At 69.4% G+C, this 17,418-nt stretch carries 16 protein-coding genes; 9 read left to right on the forward strand and 7 right to left on the reverse strand.

The window, feature by feature from the left end; genetic code table 11:
* The first annotated feature begins 41 nt into the window (after positions 1–41).
* From ACI2K4_RS32605 to ACI2K4_RS32635, 7 genes are all read left to right on the forward strand, one after another.
* On the forward strand, positions 42–1,349 hold the full coding sequence (locus ACI2K4_RS32605; protein WP_404516934.1) for an ABC transporter substrate-binding protein: 1,308 nt from the start codon (positions 42–44) through the stop codon (positions 1,347–1,349).
* On the forward strand, positions 1,346–2,344 hold the full coding sequence (locus ACI2K4_RS32610) for a carbohydrate ABC transporter permease (RefSeq protein ID WP_404516935.1): 999 nt from the start codon (positions 1,346–1,348) through the stop codon (positions 2,342–2,344). Before ACI2K4_RS32605 ends, ACI2K4_RS32610 begins: the two co-directional genes overlap by 4 nt.
* A complete protein-coding gene (locus ACI2K4_RS32615) occupies positions 2,341–3,207 on the forward strand; it encodes a carbohydrate ABC transporter permease (RefSeq protein ID WP_404517000.1) in 867 nt (288 codons plus the stop codon). Before ACI2K4_RS32610 ends, ACI2K4_RS32615 begins: the two co-directional genes overlap by 4 nt.
* Before the next feature lie 80 nt (positions 3,208–3,287).
* Complete coding sequence (locus ACI2K4_RS32620; protein ID WP_404516936.1) at positions 3,288–4,913, forward strand: glycoside hydrolase family 43 protein; 1,626 nt, start codon at positions 3,288–3,290, stop codon at positions 4,911–4,913.
* A gap of 348 nt (positions 4,914–5,261) precedes the next feature.
* Complete coding sequence (locus ACI2K4_RS32625) at positions 5,262–6,455, forward strand: endo-1,4-beta-xylanase (protein WP_404516938.1); 1,194 nt, start codon at positions 5,262–5,264, stop codon at positions 6,453–6,455.
* A gap of 34 nt (positions 6,456–6,489) precedes the next feature.
* On the forward strand, positions 6,490–7,539 hold the full coding sequence (locus ACI2K4_RS32630) for a polysaccharide deacetylase family protein (RefSeq protein WP_404516939.1): 1,050 nt from the start codon (positions 6,490–6,492) through the stop codon (positions 7,537–7,539).
* Positions 7,540–7,703: 164 nt separating this feature from the next.
* Positions 7,704–8,318, forward strand: a complete 615-nt coding sequence (locus tag ACI2K4_RS32635) for a polysaccharide deacetylase family protein (RefSeq protein ID WP_404516940.1) — start codon at positions 7,704–7,706, stop codon at positions 8,316–8,318.
* Between the two features lie 117 nt (positions 8,319–8,435).
* Here the strand turns inward: ACI2K4_RS32635 and ACI2K4_RS32640 are convergent, their stop codons facing one another.
* The 6 genes from ACI2K4_RS32640 to ACI2K4_RS32665 all read right to left on the reverse strand — a co-directional run bounded on the left by ACI2K4_RS32640 (position 8,436) and on the right by ACI2K4_RS32665 (position 15,293).
* Positions 8,436–9,671: a low temperature requirement protein A gene (locus ACI2K4_RS32640; RefSeq protein WP_404516941.1), complete on the reverse strand. Its 1,236-nt coding sequence runs from the start codon at positions 9,669–9,671 to the stop codon at positions 8,436–8,438.
* A 239-nt stretch (positions 9,672–9,910) separates the two neighbouring features.
* Positions 9,911–12,112: an SGNH hydrolase domain-containing protein gene (locus ACI2K4_RS32645; protein ID WP_404516942.1), complete on the reverse strand. Its 2,202-nt coding sequence runs from the start codon at positions 12,110–12,112 to the stop codon at positions 9,911–9,913.
* A 108-nt stretch (positions 12,113–12,220) separates the two neighbouring features.
* Positions 12,221–12,619, reverse strand: coding sequence for a DUF1992 domain-containing protein (locus ACI2K4_RS32650; RefSeq protein WP_404516944.1), 399 nt, complete (start codon positions 12,617–12,619; stop codon positions 12,221–12,223).
* A gap of 90 nt (positions 12,620–12,709) precedes the next feature.
* The gene (locus tag ACI2K4_RS32655; protein ID WP_404516945.1) at positions 12,710–13,474 is read right to left on the reverse strand and encodes an ABC transporter permease; all 765 of its coding nucleotides are present in this window, start codon (positions 13,472–13,474) and stop codon (positions 12,710–12,712) included.
* 11 nt (positions 13,475–13,485) lie between these two features.
* Positions 13,486–14,337 (reverse strand): ABC transporter permease, encoded by an 852-nt coding sequence (locus ACI2K4_RS32660; protein WP_404516946.1) that lies wholly within the window; start codon positions 14,335–14,337, stop codon positions 13,486–13,488.
* A 2-nt stretch (positions 14,338–14,339) separates the two neighbouring features.
* Positions 14,340–15,293 (reverse strand): ABC transporter ATP-binding protein, encoded by a 954-nt coding sequence (locus ACI2K4_RS32665; RefSeq protein WP_404516947.1) that lies wholly within the window; start codon positions 15,291–15,293, stop codon positions 14,340–14,342.
* 104 nt (positions 15,294–15,397) lie between these two features.
* Here ACI2K4_RS32665 and ACI2K4_RS32670 point away from each other — a divergent pair, with 104 nt between their 5' ends.
* Positions 15,398–15,910: a hypothetical protein gene (locus ACI2K4_RS32670; RefSeq protein WP_404516949.1), complete on the forward strand. Its 513-nt coding sequence runs from the start codon at positions 15,398–15,400 to the stop codon at positions 15,908–15,910.
* A 244-nt stretch (positions 15,911–16,154) separates the two neighbouring features.
* On the opposite strand, the gene ACI2K4_RS32675 is transcribed toward ACI2K4_RS32670, so the two are convergent.
* Positions 16,155–16,682 carry a hypothetical protein gene (locus tag ACI2K4_RS32675; protein ID WP_404516950.1) on the reverse strand — a complete coding sequence of 176 codons (528 nt, stop codon included), beginning with the start codon at positions 16,680–16,682 and terminating at the stop codon, positions 16,155–16,157.
* Positions 16,683–16,885: 203 nt separating this feature from the next.
* Here ACI2K4_RS32675 and ACI2K4_RS32680 point away from each other — a divergent pair, with 203 nt between their 5' ends.
* Positions 16,886–17,401, forward strand: a complete 516-nt coding sequence (locus ACI2K4_RS32680) for a DinB family protein (RefSeq protein WP_404516951.1) — start codon at positions 16,886–16,888, stop codon at positions 17,399–17,401.
* Positions 17,402–17,418 lie beyond the last annotated feature (17 nt).

Here is a 17,418-nt window from a genome sequence, read left to right on the forward strand (position 1 = left end):
CTCAGTCCGAGTACCGCGACTGACTAGTCGAGGAGACATCGATGACGACCAAGCGCCGCGCAGGCGCCGTCCTAGCGCTGTTCATGACCAGTGCACTGCTTCTCGCCGGGTGCAACGGCGGCGAGGACGCGGGGCCCACAGAGGACGAGCCATACAAGAACCCGGTGACCCTGACCTGGTGGCACAACGCCTCACAGGACGGGCCCGGCAAGACCTACTGGGAGAAGGTCGCCAAGGACTTCTCCGCCCTCCATCCCACGGTCACGATCCAGATCGAGGCGATCGAGACCAACCAGCTCCAGCGCACCCGGCTCCCCGCCGCACTGCTGAGCAGCGACCCGCCGGACATCTTCCAGGCGTGGGGCGGCGGTGAGATCCGCGAGCAGGTGGAGGCCGACTACCTCAAGGACATCACCGAAAAGGTCCGGACCGAGGTGGCCGGCATCGGTAGCGCGGCCGAGATCTGGCAGGCCAACGGCAAGCAGTACGGTCTGCCGTTCCGGATGGGCATCGAGGGCATCTGGTACAACAAGGACATGTTCGCGCAGGCGGGCATCTCCGCTCCGCCGACCACGTTCCAGGAGCTCAACGACGCGGTCACCAAGCTCAAGGCGATCAACGTCATCCCGATCGCGGTCGGTGCGGGCGACAAGTGGCCCGCCGCCCACTGGTGGTACAACCTGGCGCTGCGCGCCTGCTCGGTCGACACGCTGAAGAAGGCCTCCAACGAACTCGCCTTCGACGACCCGTGCTTCGTCAAGGCCGGCGAGGATCTGAAGACCTTCCTCGCCACCAACCCGTTCCAGCCCAACTTCATCGCCACGCCGGGTCAGAACGATCCGACCAGCGCGAACGGCATGCTCGCCAACGGCAAGGCGGCGATGGAGCTGATGGGCGACTGGAACAAGGGCACCCTGGAGACCGTCGCCCAGGACCCGGAGGCGGTCAAGAAGTTCCTCGGCTGGTTCCCGGTCCCGGCGCTCTCCGGCTCCCCGGGTGACCCGAAGGCGGCCCTCGGCGGTGGCGACGGGTTCGCCTGCGCCAAGAACGCCCCGGTCGAGTGCGTCGAGTTCCTCAAGTACATCGTGAGCCCCGAGGTGCAGAAGGCGTACGCCGAGACCGGCACCGGTCTGCCGGTGGCCAAGGGAGCGGAGGCCGGCGTCACCGACCCCGCGCTGAAGTCCATCCTGGAGGCCACGGCCAGCGCCACCTACGTACAGCTCTGGCTGGACACCGCGTACGGCAGCACCGTCGGCAACGCGATGAACGACGCGATCGTCGCGATCTTCGCCGGCAACGGCAGCCCCGAACAGGTGGTCTCGGCGATGAAGGCGGCCGCACGCAAGTGACCTCTACCAACCCGACCCTGAACCTCGCCGGCGGCGCCTCCGCGCCGCCGGCGGGACTTCGGCCCGCCCGGCGTACGACCACCCGCGCGGCCGAGACACGACGCAAGTGGTACGAGATCATCGGTCTCACCACCCCAGCGATCATCGTCTACGTGATGTTCGTGCTGGTGCCGATGGGCTTCGCGGTCTACTACAGCCTCTTCCGTTGGCGTGGGGTCGGACCGCCCACCGAGTACGTCGGCTTCGACAACTACGTCCTCGCCTTCCAGGACCCGATCTTCCTCGACGCGCTGCGCAACAACGCCCTCATCGTCGTCGGGTCACTGCTGATCCAGGGCCCGATCGCGCTCGCGGTGGCCCTGCTGCTCAACCGGCGCTTTCGCGGTCGCACGGTGTTCCGCCTGCTGGTGTTCGTGCCCTACGTGCTCGCCGAGGTCACCGTCGGCATCATGTGGAAGCTGATCCTGACCGACGGCGGCACGCTCGACGCGCTGATGCGGTCACTGGGGCTGGGCGGCCTGGTCCAAGCCTGGCTCGCCGACCTCGACGTGGTCATCTGGACCCTGCTGTTCGTCCTCACCTGGAAGTACGTCGGCTTCGCCATCATCCTGCTGCTCGCCGGTCTGTCGAACGTGCCGCACGAGCTGACCGAGGCCGCCGCGATCGACGGCGCGAGCTGGTGGCAGATCCAGCGCCACATCACGCTCCCGCTGCTCGGGCCGACCATCCGGATCTGGATGTTCCTGTCGATGATCGGTTCGCTCCAGGTCTTCGACGTGATCTGGGTGACCTCGGTGCCCGCGGTCCGCTCCCTCGGCGCCTCGGCGACGATGGCGACGTACATGGTGGACAACGGCTTCTTCGCCCGGCTCTGGGGTTACGGCAACGCGGTGGCCGTGATCCTGTTCGTCATCTCGTTCGTCGCGGCGCTGCTGTTCCAGCGATTCCTGCTCCGTCGTGACATCCAGGGCGCCATCACCGGAAGGGTGAACTGACCGTGGCCGCCAACACCGTCCTGCCCCCGTCGCCCAAGCGTCGCCCGGTGGTCTGGAGCAGCCCACTCACGTACGCGTTGGCACTCGCGGTCGCGGCCGTGTCGATCGCCCCGGTGGTCTACGTGATCATCGGCGGCTTCCGTACCACCCCGCAGATCGTGGCGAACCCGGCCGGACTGCCCGACCCGTGGGTCTGGGACAACTACGCCAGGGTGCTGACCCAGAGCGACTTCTGGACCCAGGCGTTCAACAGCGCCGTGATCGCCCTCGGTACGACGCTCGGGGTGGTGGTGCTCGGCGTCGGCGCCGCGTTCGTGCTGGCCCGGTACACCTTCCGGGGGCGTGAGGGGCTCTACACCTTCTTCACCCTCGGCCTGCTCTTCCCGGCCGGGGCGGCGATCCTGCCGCTCTACCTCATGCTGCGCGACCTCAACCTGATCAACTCCTACTACGCGGTGATCCTGCCGCAGGTCGCCTTCTCGCTACCGCTCACCATCGTGATCCTGCGCCCGTTCCTGGCCGCCGTGCCACGTGAACTCGAGGACGCCGCCGCGATCGACGGTACGGGTCGGATCGGCTTCCTCTGGCGCATCATGCTGCCGCTGTCGCGCCCCGCGCTCGTCACCGTCGGGATCCTCGCCTTCGTGGCGAGCTGGAACGCGTTCCTCCTGCCGCTGCTCGTCCTCGGCGACGTCGACCTGCACACGCTGCCGCTGGGGGTGCAGAACTTCTCGAGTCAGTACACCTCCGACACGGCGGGCATCCTCGCCTTCACCTCGCTGTCGATGCTGCCGGCGCTGCTCTTCTTCACACTCGCCGAGAAGCAGATCGTCGGCGGCCTACAGGGTGCGGTCAAGGGCTGAGTGCTCGGTGACCAGGGATTCCGACGCGCAAGAACTTCCGGAACGTCGCCGGAAGCTGGATCGTCAGAGGGGAACACACTATGTCGACCGAGTTCGCGGGGGTGGCGACGGCCGCCGGTTCGATCCGCAACCCGATCCTCACCGGCTTCCACCCAGACCCGTCGATCCTGCGTGTCGGTGACGACTACTATCTGGCCACCTCGACCTTCGAGTGGTACCCGGGGGTGCGGATACACCACTCCCGGGACCTCGTGCACTGGCGCGCGTTGGGTGGGGTGCTCACCGATCGGCGACTGCTCGACCTGCACGGCGCCGGTGACTCCAACGGCGTCTGGGCACCCGACCTGAGCTACGCCGACGGCCTGTTCTACCTGGTGTACAGCGACGTGGCCAGCTTCGCCAGCGGCTACTGGGACCCGCAGAACTACCTCATCACCGCGCCCGACATCCACGGGCCGTGGTCCGACCCGGTTCCGCTGCACGCGCACGGCTTCGACGCCTCGTTGTTCCACGACGACGACGGCACGAGTTGGTTGCTGGCGATGAGCGCCGACTGGCGGCCAGGCCGGGACCGGTTCGGCGGCATCGAGATCCAGCGGTACGACCGGGCGAGCCGGAGCCTCGTCGGCAAGGCCCAGATCATCTATCGCGGCACCGAGGCCGGGCTCACCGAGGGGCCGCACGTTTACCGGCACGACGGCTGGTACTACCTGCTCACCGCCGAGGGCGGCACGAGCTGGGAGCACCAGGCCAGCGTGGCCCGGTCCCGCAGCCTGTTCGGCCCGTACGAGAGCGACCCGGCCGGGCCGCTGCTGACCTCGGTCGGTCGGCCGGATCTGCGGTTGCAGAAGGCGGGACACGGCAGCCTCGTACGCACCCAGACCGGGCAGTGGTACCTGGCCCACCTGGTGGCCCGCCCCTACACCCCGCTCGGCAACTGCGTGCTCGGCCGGGAGACCGCCATCCAACGGGTCGACTGGCCGGACGGCGGCTGGCCGTCGATCGCCGGTGGTGTGCCCGCCGACCAGGTCGCCGCGCCGGACCTGCCGGCCCATCCCTGGCCGGACGAGCCGGCGACCGACCACTTCGAGGGACCGCACCTCGGCCCGGCATGGTCGACCCTGCGCCGGCCGGCGGCTCCCGACTGGGTCGACCTGACCAGTCGCCCGTCCCACCTGCGTCTCTACGGTGGCCAGTCGCCGGTCGGCCGGCAGCGACCGAGCCTGGTCGCCCGTCGGGTCGGCGCCACTCACTGCTCCCTGGAGACAAGTCTGGAGTTCGACCCGGCCGACCACCGTCAGCTCGCCGGGGTGACCGCCTACTACAACACCGCGAACTGGTACTACGCCTACGTCACCCGCGCGGACGACGGGCGCCGCTCGTTGGAGGTGCTCGGCTGCGACCGGGGCCGGCTCACCGCCCACCCCGAACTCAGTCTCGACGTCACCGACGTGGAGCGGGTGGGTCTGCGGGTGACGTTCGACGGACCGACCCTGCGTTTTGCCCACCACCTCGGCGACGGCTGGCGCGAGATCCCGGCCGACTTCGACGCCACCATCCTCTCCGACGAGCACGCCGCGACCGTTGTCGACGGCGAGCCGGAGGCATGGGGCTTCACCGGGGCCTTCCTCGGCCTCTGGGTGCAGGACCTGGGCGCCGACGGCGCGTACGCGGACTTCGACCACGCCACCTATCTCGAACACTGACGCCCCGGCGGGGGCGCGGAGAACCGGCGGTACGCATCGATGCGCGTGCCGCCGGTTCCGGCTGCCCGCACCCCGACGCGGGTTCCGAAAATTCCGGACCTTTTCGGCGTTCTTCCATAGCCGTTACGTAGGCAGATCTGTAAATGTTTGCTGTTGACGCCCATCGATTGCAGTCGTAAGGTTTCGGCAAAGTTACGGAAGACGTACGGCTGCTGGCGTACTGCCGATCCGCGTACCGCACCGGCGCTCCGCCGAAGCCACGGCGTGACCCCCACCCTGCCTGCGTACCCACCCGCCCGAATCGATCCGGGCGGAATCCGTCCCCACCCCGGAATGGAAGGACGCCCGATGAAGCTGCGACGATGGATGGCCGTCGGTGCCGTTGCCCTCGCGACCGCCGGCACGCTGAACAGCCTGCCCGCGTCGGCCGGCCACACACTCCACCCCTCGGACCAGAGTCTGCGCGCCCTCGGCATGCGACACGGACTGCAGATCGGCACCGCCGTCGACATGGCCGCCCTGAACGACCCGGCGGACCCGCAGTACCGCCGGCTCGCCGCATCCGAATTCTCCTCGGTGACCGCCGAGAACGTGATGAAGTGGGAGAGCCTGGAGCCCACCCGAGGCACCTACAACTGGGGCCCGGCCGACCAACTCGTCGCCTTCGCGCAGCAGAACAACCAGTCCGTCCGAGGCCACGTGCTGGTCTGGCAGAACCAGTTGCCCGGCTGGCTCACCGCGGGCGTCGCCGACGGCTCGATCGACAGCACCGAACTCCGCGACATCCTGCGCAACCACATCACCACGGTGGTCCGGCACTTCAAGGGCAAGATCTGGCAGTGGGACGTGGTGAACGAGGCGGTCAGCGACCCCTGGGACAACCCGCCCGCCCTGCACTACAAGGGCTTCTGGGCGCAGCACCTCGGCCCCGGCTACATCGCCGACGCGTTCCGCTGGGCACGTGCCGCCGACCCGAAGGCGCTGCTGTTCTACAACGACTACAACATCGAGGCGTTCGGCTCCGGCAACCCGGCCGACGACAAGACCCAGTTCGTGTACGACATGGTGAAGCAACTGCGTGCCTCCGGCGTACCGATCGACGGCGTGGGCAGCCAGGGGCACCTGGGCACCCAGTACGGCAACTACGACACCTTCCAGGTCGCCGACGCGCTCAAGCGCTTCTCCGACCTCGGTCTCGCCACGGCGTTCACCGAGGTCGACGTACGCAGCCAGATGACACCGGCGGTGCAGGCGGGCGACTCCAACGAGATCAACCCCCGGCTACAGGCGTCGGCGGCGAACTTCAGCGTCCTGCTGCGCGCCTGCCTGGCCAACCGTCACTGCCTGTCGTTCACCGTGTGGGGCTTCACCGACAAGCACTCCTGGGTCCCGGGCTGGTTCTCCAACCCGCCCGAGGGCCTGGCCACCCTGTACGACGAGAACTACCAGCCCAAGCGGGCCTACCAGGAGGTCAAGGCCGACCTGGTGTACGCCGGACCGCCCTACGTGATGCCGCGCGTCCCGCAGCGGCCGCGCCGGTAGCCAGCACACTTCCCTCACCCCGAGGAGCTGGACGATGTCCCCGACACGTCGCCTGTCCCGAACCACCGCCGCCGTGCTGAGCGCCCTGGTCACCGTCGTCGGCGTCACCGCCGTCGCGCTCACCGCGAGCCCTTCCGCCGCCGCCGCGGACTGTAGCAGCGGCTACGTCGCGTTGACCTACGACGACGGTCCCAACGCCGGCACCACCACCAGCCTCATCAACGCCCTGCGGGCCAACGGCGTACGCGCCACCTTCTTCAACATCGGTCAGAAGGCACAGCAGAACCAGGCCCTGGTCCGGGCCCAGCAACAGGCCGGCATGTGGATCGGCAACCACAGTTGGAGCCACCCGCACCTGACCCAGCTCAGCAGCGCGCAGATCACCTCGGAGCTGACCCAGACCCAGCAGGCGATCCAGCAGGCCACCGGCACCGCGCCACGGCTGTTCCGGCCCCCGTACGGGGAGACCAACGCGACCGTACGGTCGGTCCAGGCGCAACTCGGTCTGACCGAGGTGCTCTGGAGCGTGGACTCGCAGGACTGGAACGGTGCCAGCACCGCCCAGATCGTGCAGGCGGCGTCGAGCCTGCAGAACGGCGGCGTGATCCTCATGCACGACGGCTACCAGACCACGATCAACGCCATCCCGCAGATCGTCGCGAACCTGACCAGTCGCAACCTCTGCGCCGGCATGATCTCCACCAGCACGGGCCGGGCGGTCGCGCCCGACGGTGGCAATCCCGGCCCGACCGCCACCACGACGCCGCCCCCGTCCGGTGGTGGTGGCTGCACCGCCAGCTACCGCGAGACGCAACGCTGGGGCGACCGGTTCAACGGCGAGGTCACCATCAGGGCCGGCGGCACCGCCATCACCAGTTGGACGGGGACCGTCACCCTGCGCGGCCCGCAGCGGGTCTCGACCGTCTGGAACGGCAGCCCGAGCTGGGACGGCAGCGGACTGGTCATGACCGTCAGGCCCAGCGGCAACGGCTCCCTGCCCGCTGGCGGCAGCACCACCTTCGGCTTCACCGTGATGGCCAACGGCAACTGGACCGCCCCCACCGTCGCCTGCCGTACCCCCTGATCTCGACCAGGGCGACGGCCCCCCGGCACCCGCCGGTCCCGGTAATCCCGGGACCGGCGGAGCCGCCGGGAACGACCAAACAGTCGGATCGACCGAACCAGCCGGATCGACCGAACCAGCCGGCATCGACACCGTCGGTCCCGACCGGAGGAAGGCGGAGTGCCATGCCTGGGCACCGACCCGGGGTGAGCCCCGAGATCATCGATGCCGCCCGTGGCACCGGCAACGTCGTCAGTCTCACCTTCGACGACGGACCCAACCCCGTCGACACCCCACGCCTGCTCTCGGTGCTGCGCACCCACCGGGTCAAGGCGGTGTTCTGCCTCTGGGGCGAACACGTCGCGCGACGTCCCGACCTGGTCCGCCGGATCGTCGCCGCCGGCCACAGCATCGGCAACCACAGCATGCGACACGACGACATGGCCAACTGGAGCCCGGCACGGATCGAGGCCGACCTGCGCCAGACCAACGCGTTGATCCGCCACACCGTGCCCGGTGTCCAGATCCGCTACTTCCGCGCCCCGTACGGCAGTTGGGGCCAGACCCCGGCGGTCGCCGCCCGGATGGGGATGCGGCCACTGGGCTGGCGCCTGGCCATCACCGACTGGGAGCCGCCCGGCACCGACGTGCTGCGCGACCGGCTGCTCGACGGGGTGACGCCCGGCGCGGTGGTGCTGATGCACGACGGCGGCGGTGACCGCGCCCAGACCGTCGACGCGGTCGACCAGGTGATCCCGCTACTGAAGTCGCGGGGGTGGCGGTTCACCCTGCCGGCCTGAGGCGGTCGGCGCGCGGAGCCAGCTCCGGGGGATCAGCGGCGGGGATCCCCCGGAGCATCCGCTCAGTAGACGTACGGCCAACCGGCGCTGTCCCAGCCGATCAGGTCTGGTGCGCGGTCACGCCTCGGAGTCGCGATCGCCGGATGCCTCCGTCCCGATCGGCGAGGCGGGAGGCTCCAGCGGCCGTCTTCGGTTCCGCAGCGCGTCCAGTAGCGCGACCAGGGCCAGCACTCCGGCCACCACGCTCAGCCCGACCATCGGCTCCCACTGCGTCAACGCCGGCGTGCCCAGCAGCAGGACCACCAAGCCGATCATGCGGGATCGGGAGACCCGGCCGAAGATCTCGTACTCCAGCCGTAGATGGGCGACGAGGAAGAGGACCGGACCGCCCACCAGGAACAGGAGCCAAGTGGGTCGCGGCGGCCCGTGCGGGTGATCGATCACCAGTTGGTAGCCGACGGCGGTGACGAGCACACTGAACACGATCAGCAAGTGCGTCCGTTCCGACGCCGTGCCCAGCCGACCGGGCATACCCGCCCGATCCAGCGCCTCGGTCAGCAGCAGGCCGGCGCGGTGGAAGTAGATCCGCCAGAGCAGCGCGCTGGTGGCGAACGCGACCACGAAGGCGGCGGCCCGCTCCCCGGAGTAGTCCGTGCCACTGAAAACCATGCCGATGACCAGAATCGATTCACCGAGTGCGATGAGAAACATCTGCTGGTGACGGTCGGCAAGATGCGTCCCGGCGATCCGCCAGCGGCTCACCGCCGAGGCCCCGAGCCTCGGCAGCGGCCAGCCCAGGGCCCAGGCGAGATAGTCCACAGCGAGGGCGGCGGCCCACAGCGGCAGCCGGAGTGGGTCCGGGCCCAACGCGCCGGCCAGCCAGAGCGGCGCGCTGGCCGCAGCCCACGCGGCGAGCCGGAACGGCACCAGCCGTCGTGGATGGCCACGCAGCGCGGCGGCGACCACCAACGGCCGCACCACCATCACCGTCAGGTACGCGACCGCGAACGGCAGCGCTCGCTCCTCCATCGCGCGCGGCAGCGTCACCGCCATGACCAGGCCGGCGAACATGGTGCCGACCACGATCGCCTGGATGATCGACTGCTCCGGTTCGTAGCGGCTGGTGATCCAGGTGGTGTGCGACCAGATCAGCCAGAGCGCCAGGAAGAGCAGCAGGGTACGGCCGAACCCCGTGGCGAGCGCCCAGCCGGTGTCGTCGCTCAGGTCGGCGAATCGTTGCGAGACCCGGGTGAGGGCCACGACAAAGGCCAGATCGAAGAAGAGCTCCACGAACGTGGCGCGGCCAGAACTCGCGGGAGGGCGCAGCAGCTCGGCACCGCGTCCCGCCGCCATCGTCCGCCCCCTGTCGCACAACGAGTCGGGCGCCAGAGGGGCTGGGTCAGCATGCCTCGGACGGCGTCCCCTCGCCGCCGCCGCGCTGACAACCGCACTCTATCCGAGGCCGAACCCGCACAGGCGCGGCCGGCAAAAGACCCCACTTTCCCGCCCGGCACCACGATGGCCCGTCCGGTGTCACGACGGCGGCCCGGCGTCACGACGGCGGGCCCGGCGCCACGATGGCGGGGGACGGTTCAGCCGGTGCGTCCGGGCAACTCGCCGGAGAGCGCCTCCCGCAGGTGCTGGTGCAGCCGGGGGGCGAGGCTGCGCGCGTACGCGGCGGTGAGGTGGTGGCTGTCCCGGTAGACCAGCGTCCCGCCGATCACCGGGGCGCACGACGACGTCGGGCAGATCGCGTCGTTCAGGTCGACCAGGTGTACGCCGGCCAACCCGGTGGCGGCCCGCTCCTGCGGCAGTCCACCGGCGAGCGCGGCCTCCCTCAGACTCGCGCAGCGGGTCAGTGCCCGCCGGTTCGCCGAGACGCACTCGGCGACGTCGACCCGGAACGCCGGGGTGTCCCGGAGGACCACCAGCGGCAGCCCCGTGCCCGCCACCTCCGACCAGGTCTGCGCCAACGCCTCCGTCTGCGCCTGGGCCGTGGCCCGACCCGGGCGCGGCAGCACACCGTCGACCAGCGGAATCTGGGTCACCCCGGAGACGATCAGCAGGGCCGGGCGGTCTGCCCCGGCGAGCGCCGTACGCAGCCTCCGGTTCCATTCCGTGCAGCTCTCGTACGGCCTGCCGTGCAGGGTGATCGGGGCGACCTGGAACGGACACATCGCCTTCAGGCACGTCACCAGCCGCCAACCGCGCTCGGCGGCGACCACCTGCACGGCCGGGAGCCAGTGCGCCGCGTGCGAGTCTCCGGCGAGCACCACCTCCACCTTCGCCTCCCGGTCCCCGTAGACGCAGGTACGAAGGCTCGCCTCCGACGCCTGCGCGACACAGTCGTCGCGGTACGCGTCCGGTACGTCGTCCCGGGCGACCAGCGGGTCCGGTGTGATGCTCGGGACGTGGTCGACCGGTGCCCCGGCCGGGTCGTCCCGGGGCTCCGGGCCGAGCACGGCGGCGCCCAGCGGCGGAGCGGGTGCGCCGGTCGCGGACGCGCCCGCATCCGGTGCGGCGGTGCCCGCCGGAGTCGGGGCCGGGGAGCGGAGCACCAGCAGGAGCCCCATCCCGGCGAGAAGCGGGAGACAGGTTGCCGCCAGGCCCACCCGGAGGGCGTACGCCGGCCGGGCGGCGGAGCGCCGGACCGGGTTCTCCACCAGCCGACAGGTCAGTACGGCCGGCACCACCGAGGCCAGCACGATCCCGACACCGGTCGCCGGTCCGAGCGGACCGAACCGGGCCGTCGCCACCACCAGCAGCGGCCAGTGCCACAGGTACCACGAGTAGGAGACGGCGCCGGCCGCCCGGATCGGCCGCCAGCCGAGCAACGAAGCCGGCCCCGCCCGCCACCCCGCGACACCGACACCGGCACCGGCACCGGCACCGACAGTGCCGACACCGGCGGCGATGACGGCGGCGGTGCCGAGCGTCGGCAGCAGCGCCAGATATCCGGGCCAGCCGTTGACCTCGGGGCCGAGCAGCGTCGCCGCCAGCAGGATCGCGGCGAGCCCGGCCCAACCCGTCACGGCGACGACCGTACGGGGCAGTCGGTGCAGGTGGGGGCCGAGCACCGCCAGCCCGCCGCCGAGGGCCAGTTCCCAGATCCGGGTGGTGGTCACGACGTACGCCCGCGTCGGATCGGCCTGGCCGAGGTGGATCGACCAGGCCAGCGACGCCACCGCGAGCAGGGCGAGCGCGACCAACGCCCGCCCTCCGACGCTGCGCCGTACGTGTCGACCGGGTGCGCGCCAACCGAGCCAGACGGCCGCCACCAGGAGCAGCGGCCAGAGCAGGTAGAACTGCTCCTCGACCGCGAGCGACCAGTAGTGCTGCAAGATGCTCGGAGCCTGGTCGGCCCGGAGGTAGTCGGCCGACCGTTCGGCGAGCCGCCAGTTCATCGCGTACAGGGTGCTCGCCAGGGCGTCGCCGATCGTGTCCGACCACCGGATGCGCGGCAGGAACAGGTACGTGAGCAGCAGGCTCGCGACGATGACGACGCCGGCCGCCGGCAACAGACGCCTGGCCCGCCGGGCGTAGAAGTGAGCCAGGGAGATCCGTCCGGTTCGGCGCAACTCGCCGAGCAGCAGGCCGGTGATGAGGAATCCGGAGATCACGAAGAAGACGTCGACGCCGACAAAACCGCCGGGCAGCAGTGGCAGCCCGGCGTGCCCGAGCAGGACCAGCAGCACCGCGACGCCGCGCAGCCCCTCGATGTCGGCGCGGAACCCTGCGGCCTGGTCAAGATCGCGGGGCCCGCCCGGGTGGCGGTGCCGGTCCGAGCGCCCCATCCCATCCTCCGCACCACGGCGACCTCGCGTCACGGCCGGAAGAGCCGAGCGGCTTCATGGTATGAGGAGATAAAGGAGGTTAGGGCAATTTTGAGCGGAAAGACTGTTTCAAGAGGTGGTCGAGCGTCGCCGCTGTCGGCGCCACGTCTCGACGATCTCGTCCGCGTCGAAGGTGCCGAGGAACACCGGCGGGCCCTCGATCAGCCCCTGCCGGGCGCGTACGATCCGTTCGTTCAGGTCCGCGACCGTTGCCCGTACGGCCTGCTCCGAGTTCTTGCCGGCAAGCGTCTGCGCCAGCTCCTCGGCCTCCTTGCGCAGGCGCAGCGAGGCCGGCGCCAGCCCGGTCAGGTTCTCCCGGCGGACCCAGTCCTTGATCCACCAGTCCTCGTCGTAGGTGGTGCCGCGGTCCGGCAGCGGCTTGCCGGTGCCGGGCAGATCGTCGAACTCGCCCCGCTCCTGTGCCTCGCGGATCTGCCGGTCGATCCGGGACTCGTACCGGTCGGGCATCGGGGGTCACCTGCCTGGGTCGTCTGGGTACGCCGATTTTACCGCGCTGACCAGCACCGTTGCCCCGCCCGGTGACGGGCCGGAAGGCGATCAGGTGAGCAGCATCCCGCTCAGCCGACGGTTCGCCAGCCAGGTCCCACCCACCCCCATGGCGACCAGGTACGCGACCGCGCCCACCATGCCGAAGCCGAGTTCCCCGGTGGTCAGCCCGCGCAGCAGCTCGATGCTCTGGTAGAGCGGCAGCGCGGCCACCACCACCTGCACCGCTCCCGGGTACACCGACAGCGGGTAGAAGGTCGTCGCGAAGAGGAACATCGGCAGCATGCACAGTTGCAGGTACTGGTGGTGGTGCTGGTCGCGGATGTAGGTCGCGGCGGCGAGCCCGGCGGCGGAGAACGCGAAGGCGATCAGCACGGCGGCCGGCACGGCGAGCAGCGCCCACCAGGAGTGCACCATGCCGAGGGCGGTGATCACCAGGAAGAAGCAGGTGGACGAGAGCGTGCTGCGCAGCACCGACGCGGCGATCTCACCGACCGCGATGTCCGGCATCCGCATCGGCGTGGTCACGATCGCGTCGTAGAGCTTGTCGAACCGTACCCGCCACCACACGTTGTAGGTGGTCTCGTTGACCGCGCTGTTCATCGCCGAGGTGGCGAGCAGCGCCGGGGCGACAAAGGCCGCGTAGCGCCCGATGTCGCCGCCGGTCGCGCCGTCGTCGACGAGCTGCCCGATCCCGATGCCGACCGACAGCAGGTAGAGGAACGGCTCGAAGATGCCGTTGACAACGAGGTTCCAGGGTCGGCCGTGCCGCAGCACCCAGAGGTGGCGCAGCACGATCAGGTGCGCGGACGACAACGGTCAGCTCCCTACGCGTAGAGGTGGCGCCGGTAGTTGCGGCGGCAGAGGAGGTAGCCGACAACCGTGAGGGCGACCAGGTAGGCCACGTGCCCCAGGCTGGTCGGCCAGGTTGCCGTACCGAGGCTGAGCGTGCGACAGAGGTCGACCCCGTGCCAGAGCGGCGTGACGTAGACGATCGGGCGCAGCACCTCGGGGAGCTGCTCGACCGCGAAGAACGTGCCGGAGAAGAGGTAGAGCGGCATGACCACCCACTTGAAGATCCCGGACACCGGTTCGCTGTTGGTCAGCGTCACCGCCCAGGCCGCCGCCGGTAGGGCGAACGCCATTCCGGTCAACGTCGCCGCCGGCAGGGTCAGCGCCACCAGCGGGGACTGCGCGGCTCCGAAGGCGACCATCACCAGCAGGAAGGCGGCAGCGCTCATCGCCACCCGTACCGTCATGAAAAGCGCGTGGCCGTGCAGGATGTCCTCGGGCTCCAGCGGCGTCCCGGCCGCCACCGGATAGGCACCGCCCGATCGGCGGCTCCAGCTCACCGGGAAGGCCGACTCGATGATGCCGTTCTGCATCGACGCGGCGGCGAGCATGCCCGGGGCGAAGAAGGCGAGGTAGTCGACGCCGCCGAGCGCGGCCGTGTCCGGGCCGATCAGCCGGCCGAGCCCGAGGCCCATCGCGACCAGGAAGAGCAGCGGGTTCGCGACGCTGATCACCACGGTGCCGCGCCAGGTCCGCCGGTAGCGCAACGCCCAGTACCGGTACGCCCGCAGCGCCATGCCCACGCCGGTCACGCCGGCCGGGTCGTTCGTGTCGGTCGAACCGCTCGGGTTGCTCGGGTTGCTCGGGGTGAGGGTGTCGGTGGCCATGCTCAGTCCACCAGCGTCCGGCCGGTCAGCGCGAGGAAGACGTCCTCCAGGCTCGCCCGGCGCACCATGGCCGTGGCCGGATTCAAACCCAACCGGTGTACGGCAGCCAGCGCGGCCTCGCCCTCGGCGGTGTACCAGAGCAGCCGGTCCGGCAACTCCTCCAGCCGGTCCGTCATCCCCGTCGCGCGCAACTTCTCCAGCGCGGTGTCCTGCTCACCGGCGACAAACCGCAGCTCCAGCACCTCCCGGGTGGAATGCGCGGCGATCAGCTCGGCGGGTGAGCCCTGCGCCACGATCCGACCGTGGTCCATCACCACGAGCTGGTCACAGAGCTGTTCGGCCTCGTCCATGTAATGGGTGGTGAGGATCAGGCTGACACCCTGTTGCTTGAGCCGGAACAGCCGGTCCCAGAGCACGTGCCGGGCCTGCGGGTCGAGCCCGGTCGTCGGCTCGTCCAGCAGCAGGATCTCCGGCTCGTTGATCAGCGAACGGGCGATGGTCAGCCGGCGCCGCATACCGCCGGAGAGTGCCTCCACCCGCTCCGCGCCGCGCTCGGAGAGCTGGGCGAACTCCAGCAGCCGGTCGGTCCGCTCCGCGATGACCTGCTTCGGCAGCCCGAAGTAGCGGCCGTAGATGAGCAGGTTTTCCCGTACGGTCAACTCGCGGTCCAGCGCGTCGTCCTGGGGGACGACGCCGAGTCGGGCCCGGATTTGTCTTCCGTTGGTGGTCGGGTCCATGCCGAGCACCCGCAGGGTGCCGGCGGTGGGCGGCGAGACGCAGGCGATCATCCGCATCGTGGACGACTTGCCGGCGCCGTTCGGACCGAGGAAACCGAACGCCCGTCCACGCTGGAGGGTGAAGTCGATCCCGTCGACCGCGGTGAAGCTCGTGGACCGGCGGTCGCGGGGCGGGTAACGCTTGACGAGGCCGACGGCCTCCACGAGGGGAGCGGTCATCCGCCGAGCGTAGAAAATTTGACAGGCAGATGCAAATATTCAACAGGGTATTGCAAGAAGATGCATGTGCCGTCCAGGTGGTCCCGAGATCGGAGTAGCGGCGGATGGAACTGGTCGAAATCGAGGACGGGATGGCGCAGCTTGACGTGCTCTTCGCCCCGGCCGCCCGCGCCCCGGTGGACACCTCCGACCCCGACTGGGTCGAGAAGCTGGCGGCGGCGTTCGCCACACCACCGATGGACAAACTCGGCGTACGGCATCGATGTGAAACGCTACTCCGCGCGATCGTCGACCGCTACGCGGCGGATGACCAGTCGACCCGCGCGAGCATCCGCTCCCTGTTCGACCGGTACCCGTCGTTCCGCTGGGCCGCGCACCTGCCGCACGAGTGGCATACGGTCGCCGACTTCCGTGCCCGGCTGATTCTGCTCTCCGCGCGCGACCAGGGCGCCGACACCCGCGACGAGATCCTGACCCTCCAGGCGCTCTGCGACCAGGCCAGGCGACTGCGCCTCGACACCGCCCCCATCCTCTCCGAGGTCGCCGCCCTCTCCAGCGACACCGACCGGTACGGCATGGGCTCCACCAGGGACATCATCCTCAGGTACGCCCACTGACCGGGCATGACACCGCAGCCGGGCTTCGGGCGACGGCAACGTGTCGAACCTCCGGTCATCGAAGGCGTGGACACGCCGCGGACGTGATCCGTGACGGTCTCCACCGGGTGGGTGTTGTCCGGCCCGGTTGGTCCTGGGTGGACACTGCGGGACCACGCTTGCTCGGTGCGCCCTCACCGCGTCTTTCGAGGTCGGGCAATTCGCTGTTACCGGTGACCCTCGCTCGGCTCTCAAGGAGGAGACGCTAGTCGGCGCCATCAGGTTGTTGTGGGAGTGGTGAACGTTCCGGTGTAGCTGCTTGATTCATCGATGAAATATCCCGGCCTGACCTCCTTCCGGCTACTTCGCCGCTAACCAGCTTGGTCACTCTGTTGGTTCGCCGGCTGGTGTTGAGGAATGCGGTTGTCAAGCTAATCAAGGTTACTAGGGTGATAATGATCGGAATCATTTCGGCGACGTGGCCGCCGGCGATCAGATTCTGAATACCGTCCAGCGTGTCGTAGAGATAGAACGGCAAGTTTGCGATCATCGTAATCACGAGAACATAGGTCAGGAGCCGGACGATATTTCGATACACGTAGCTGAGATATCTCGCCTCGCTGGTTCGTAGATCGGAGGCGAAGGCCTCGTCGGCCTCTCTTTCTCTGTCGCGCGCTGTCCGTGCGCGAGCGCTCCGGCCTGCAAACCATTGCTGAACACGAGGGGTGAGGATGTTGGTCAGGATCCCAATGGGGAGTGCTAATAGTAGTCCCAGCCAAAATCCGCTGTCCATGACTCTCCCACCGTAGAGGCCCGCGATGAACCTAGTACAGGGTCGGAATCTTTGCCATCGTCGATCGGCTTGAAACCTTCTGATACCAGTGACCGCCGGTACGGCGTCGGGCGCGCTCGATCTGACCCCCCGGCTTCAGGGCGGCCTCGAACGACAGCTAATGGGGCTGCGGAGGCGTGCTGGCCCCGGTAGCGTCGGTCAGCATGTCGTCACCTGCGCGTATCCGTCCCCCGTTCGTGGCCGACGAGCGAACACAGCTCCTCGGCTGGTACGACATGCAGCGCGCGATCGTGCACTTCAAGTGCGAGGGGCTCTCCGAAGAGGACGCCCACCGGTCGCTGATCCCCACCTCGCCGCTGATGACCATGGCGGGCATCGTCTCCCACCTGCGCTGGGTCGAGCACACCTGGTTCGAGGTGCTGTTCCTCGGTCGTCCGGCCGTCGGGCCGGCGTTCCAGGACGAGCCCGACGACGCCGAGATGAGGGTCGAGGGGATTCCGCTCGCTCAGCTCCTCGCCGACTACGAGCGGCAGTGCACGATCTCGAACGAGATCATCGCGAACCATTCGCTGGACCAGGTCGGCCGGCACCCGGACTACAGATCGGCCGCCGCGACCCTGCGTTGGATGGTGATCCACATGGTCGAGGAGACCGCCCGGCATGCCGGACACATGGACACCATCCGGGAACTGCTCGACGGCGAGACCGGCTACTACTGAGCCGTGGGAGTCGTGAT

The organism is Micromonospora sp. NPDC050397 (assembly GCF_044901685.1).
Taxonomy (GTDB): Bacteria; Actinomycetota; Actinomycetes; order Mycobacteriales; family Micromonosporaceae; genus Micromonospora_G.

Excerpts from the sequence above, each read along its gene's own strand:
- ACI2K4_RS32670 (WP_404516949.1), top strand. The coding sequence starts at position 15,398 with ATGGAACTGGTCGAAATCGAGGACGGGATGGCGCAGCTTGACGTGCTC.
- ACI2K4_RS32625 (WP_404516938.1), top strand. The coding sequence starts at position 5,262 with ATGAAGCTGCGACGATGGATGGCCGTCGGTGCCGTTGCCCTCGCGACC.
- ACI2K4_RS32620 (WP_404516936.1), top strand. The coding sequence starts at position 3,288 with ATGTCGACCGAGTTCGCGGGGGTGGCGACGGCCGCCGGTTCGATCCGC.
- ACI2K4_RS32660 (WP_404516946.1), bottom strand. The coding sequence starts at position 14,337 with ATGGCCACCGACACCCTCACCCCGAGCAACCCGAGCAACCCGAGCGGT.
- ACI2K4_RS32665 (WP_404516947.1), bottom strand. The coding sequence starts at position 15,293 with ATGACCGCTCCCCTCGTGGAGGCCGTCGGCCTCGTCAAGCGTTACCCG.
- ACI2K4_RS32680 (WP_404516951.1), top strand. The coding sequence starts at position 16,886 with ATGTCGTCACCTGCGCGTATCCGTCCCCCGTTCGTGGCCGACGAGCGA.
- ACI2K4_RS32635 (WP_404516940.1), top strand. The coding sequence starts at position 7,704 with ATGCCTGGGCACCGACCCGGGGTGAGCCCCGAGATCATCGATGCCGCC.
- ACI2K4_RS32675 (WP_404516950.1), bottom strand. The coding sequence starts at position 16,682 with ATGGACAGCGGATTTTGGCTGGGACTACTATTAGCACTCCCCATTGGG.
- ACI2K4_RS32640 (WP_404516941.1), bottom strand. The coding sequence starts at position 9,671 with ATGGCGGCGGGACGCGGTGCCGAGCTGCTGCGCCCTCCCGCGAGTTCT.
- ACI2K4_RS32630 (WP_404516939.1), top strand. The coding sequence starts at position 6,490 with ATGTCCCCGACACGTCGCCTGTCCCGAACCACCGCCGCCGTGCTGAGC.
- ACI2K4_RS32645 (WP_404516942.1), bottom strand. The coding sequence starts at position 12,112 with ATGGGGCGCTCGGACCGGCACCGCCACCCGGGCGGGCCCCGCGATCTT.
- ACI2K4_RS32650 (WP_404516944.1), bottom strand. The coding sequence starts at position 12,619 with ATGCCCGACCGGTACGAGTCCCGGATCGACCGGCAGATCCGCGAGGCA.
- ACI2K4_RS32605 (WP_404516934.1), top strand. The coding sequence starts at position 42 with ATGACGACCAAGCGCCGCGCAGGCGCCGTCCTAGCGCTGTTCATGACC.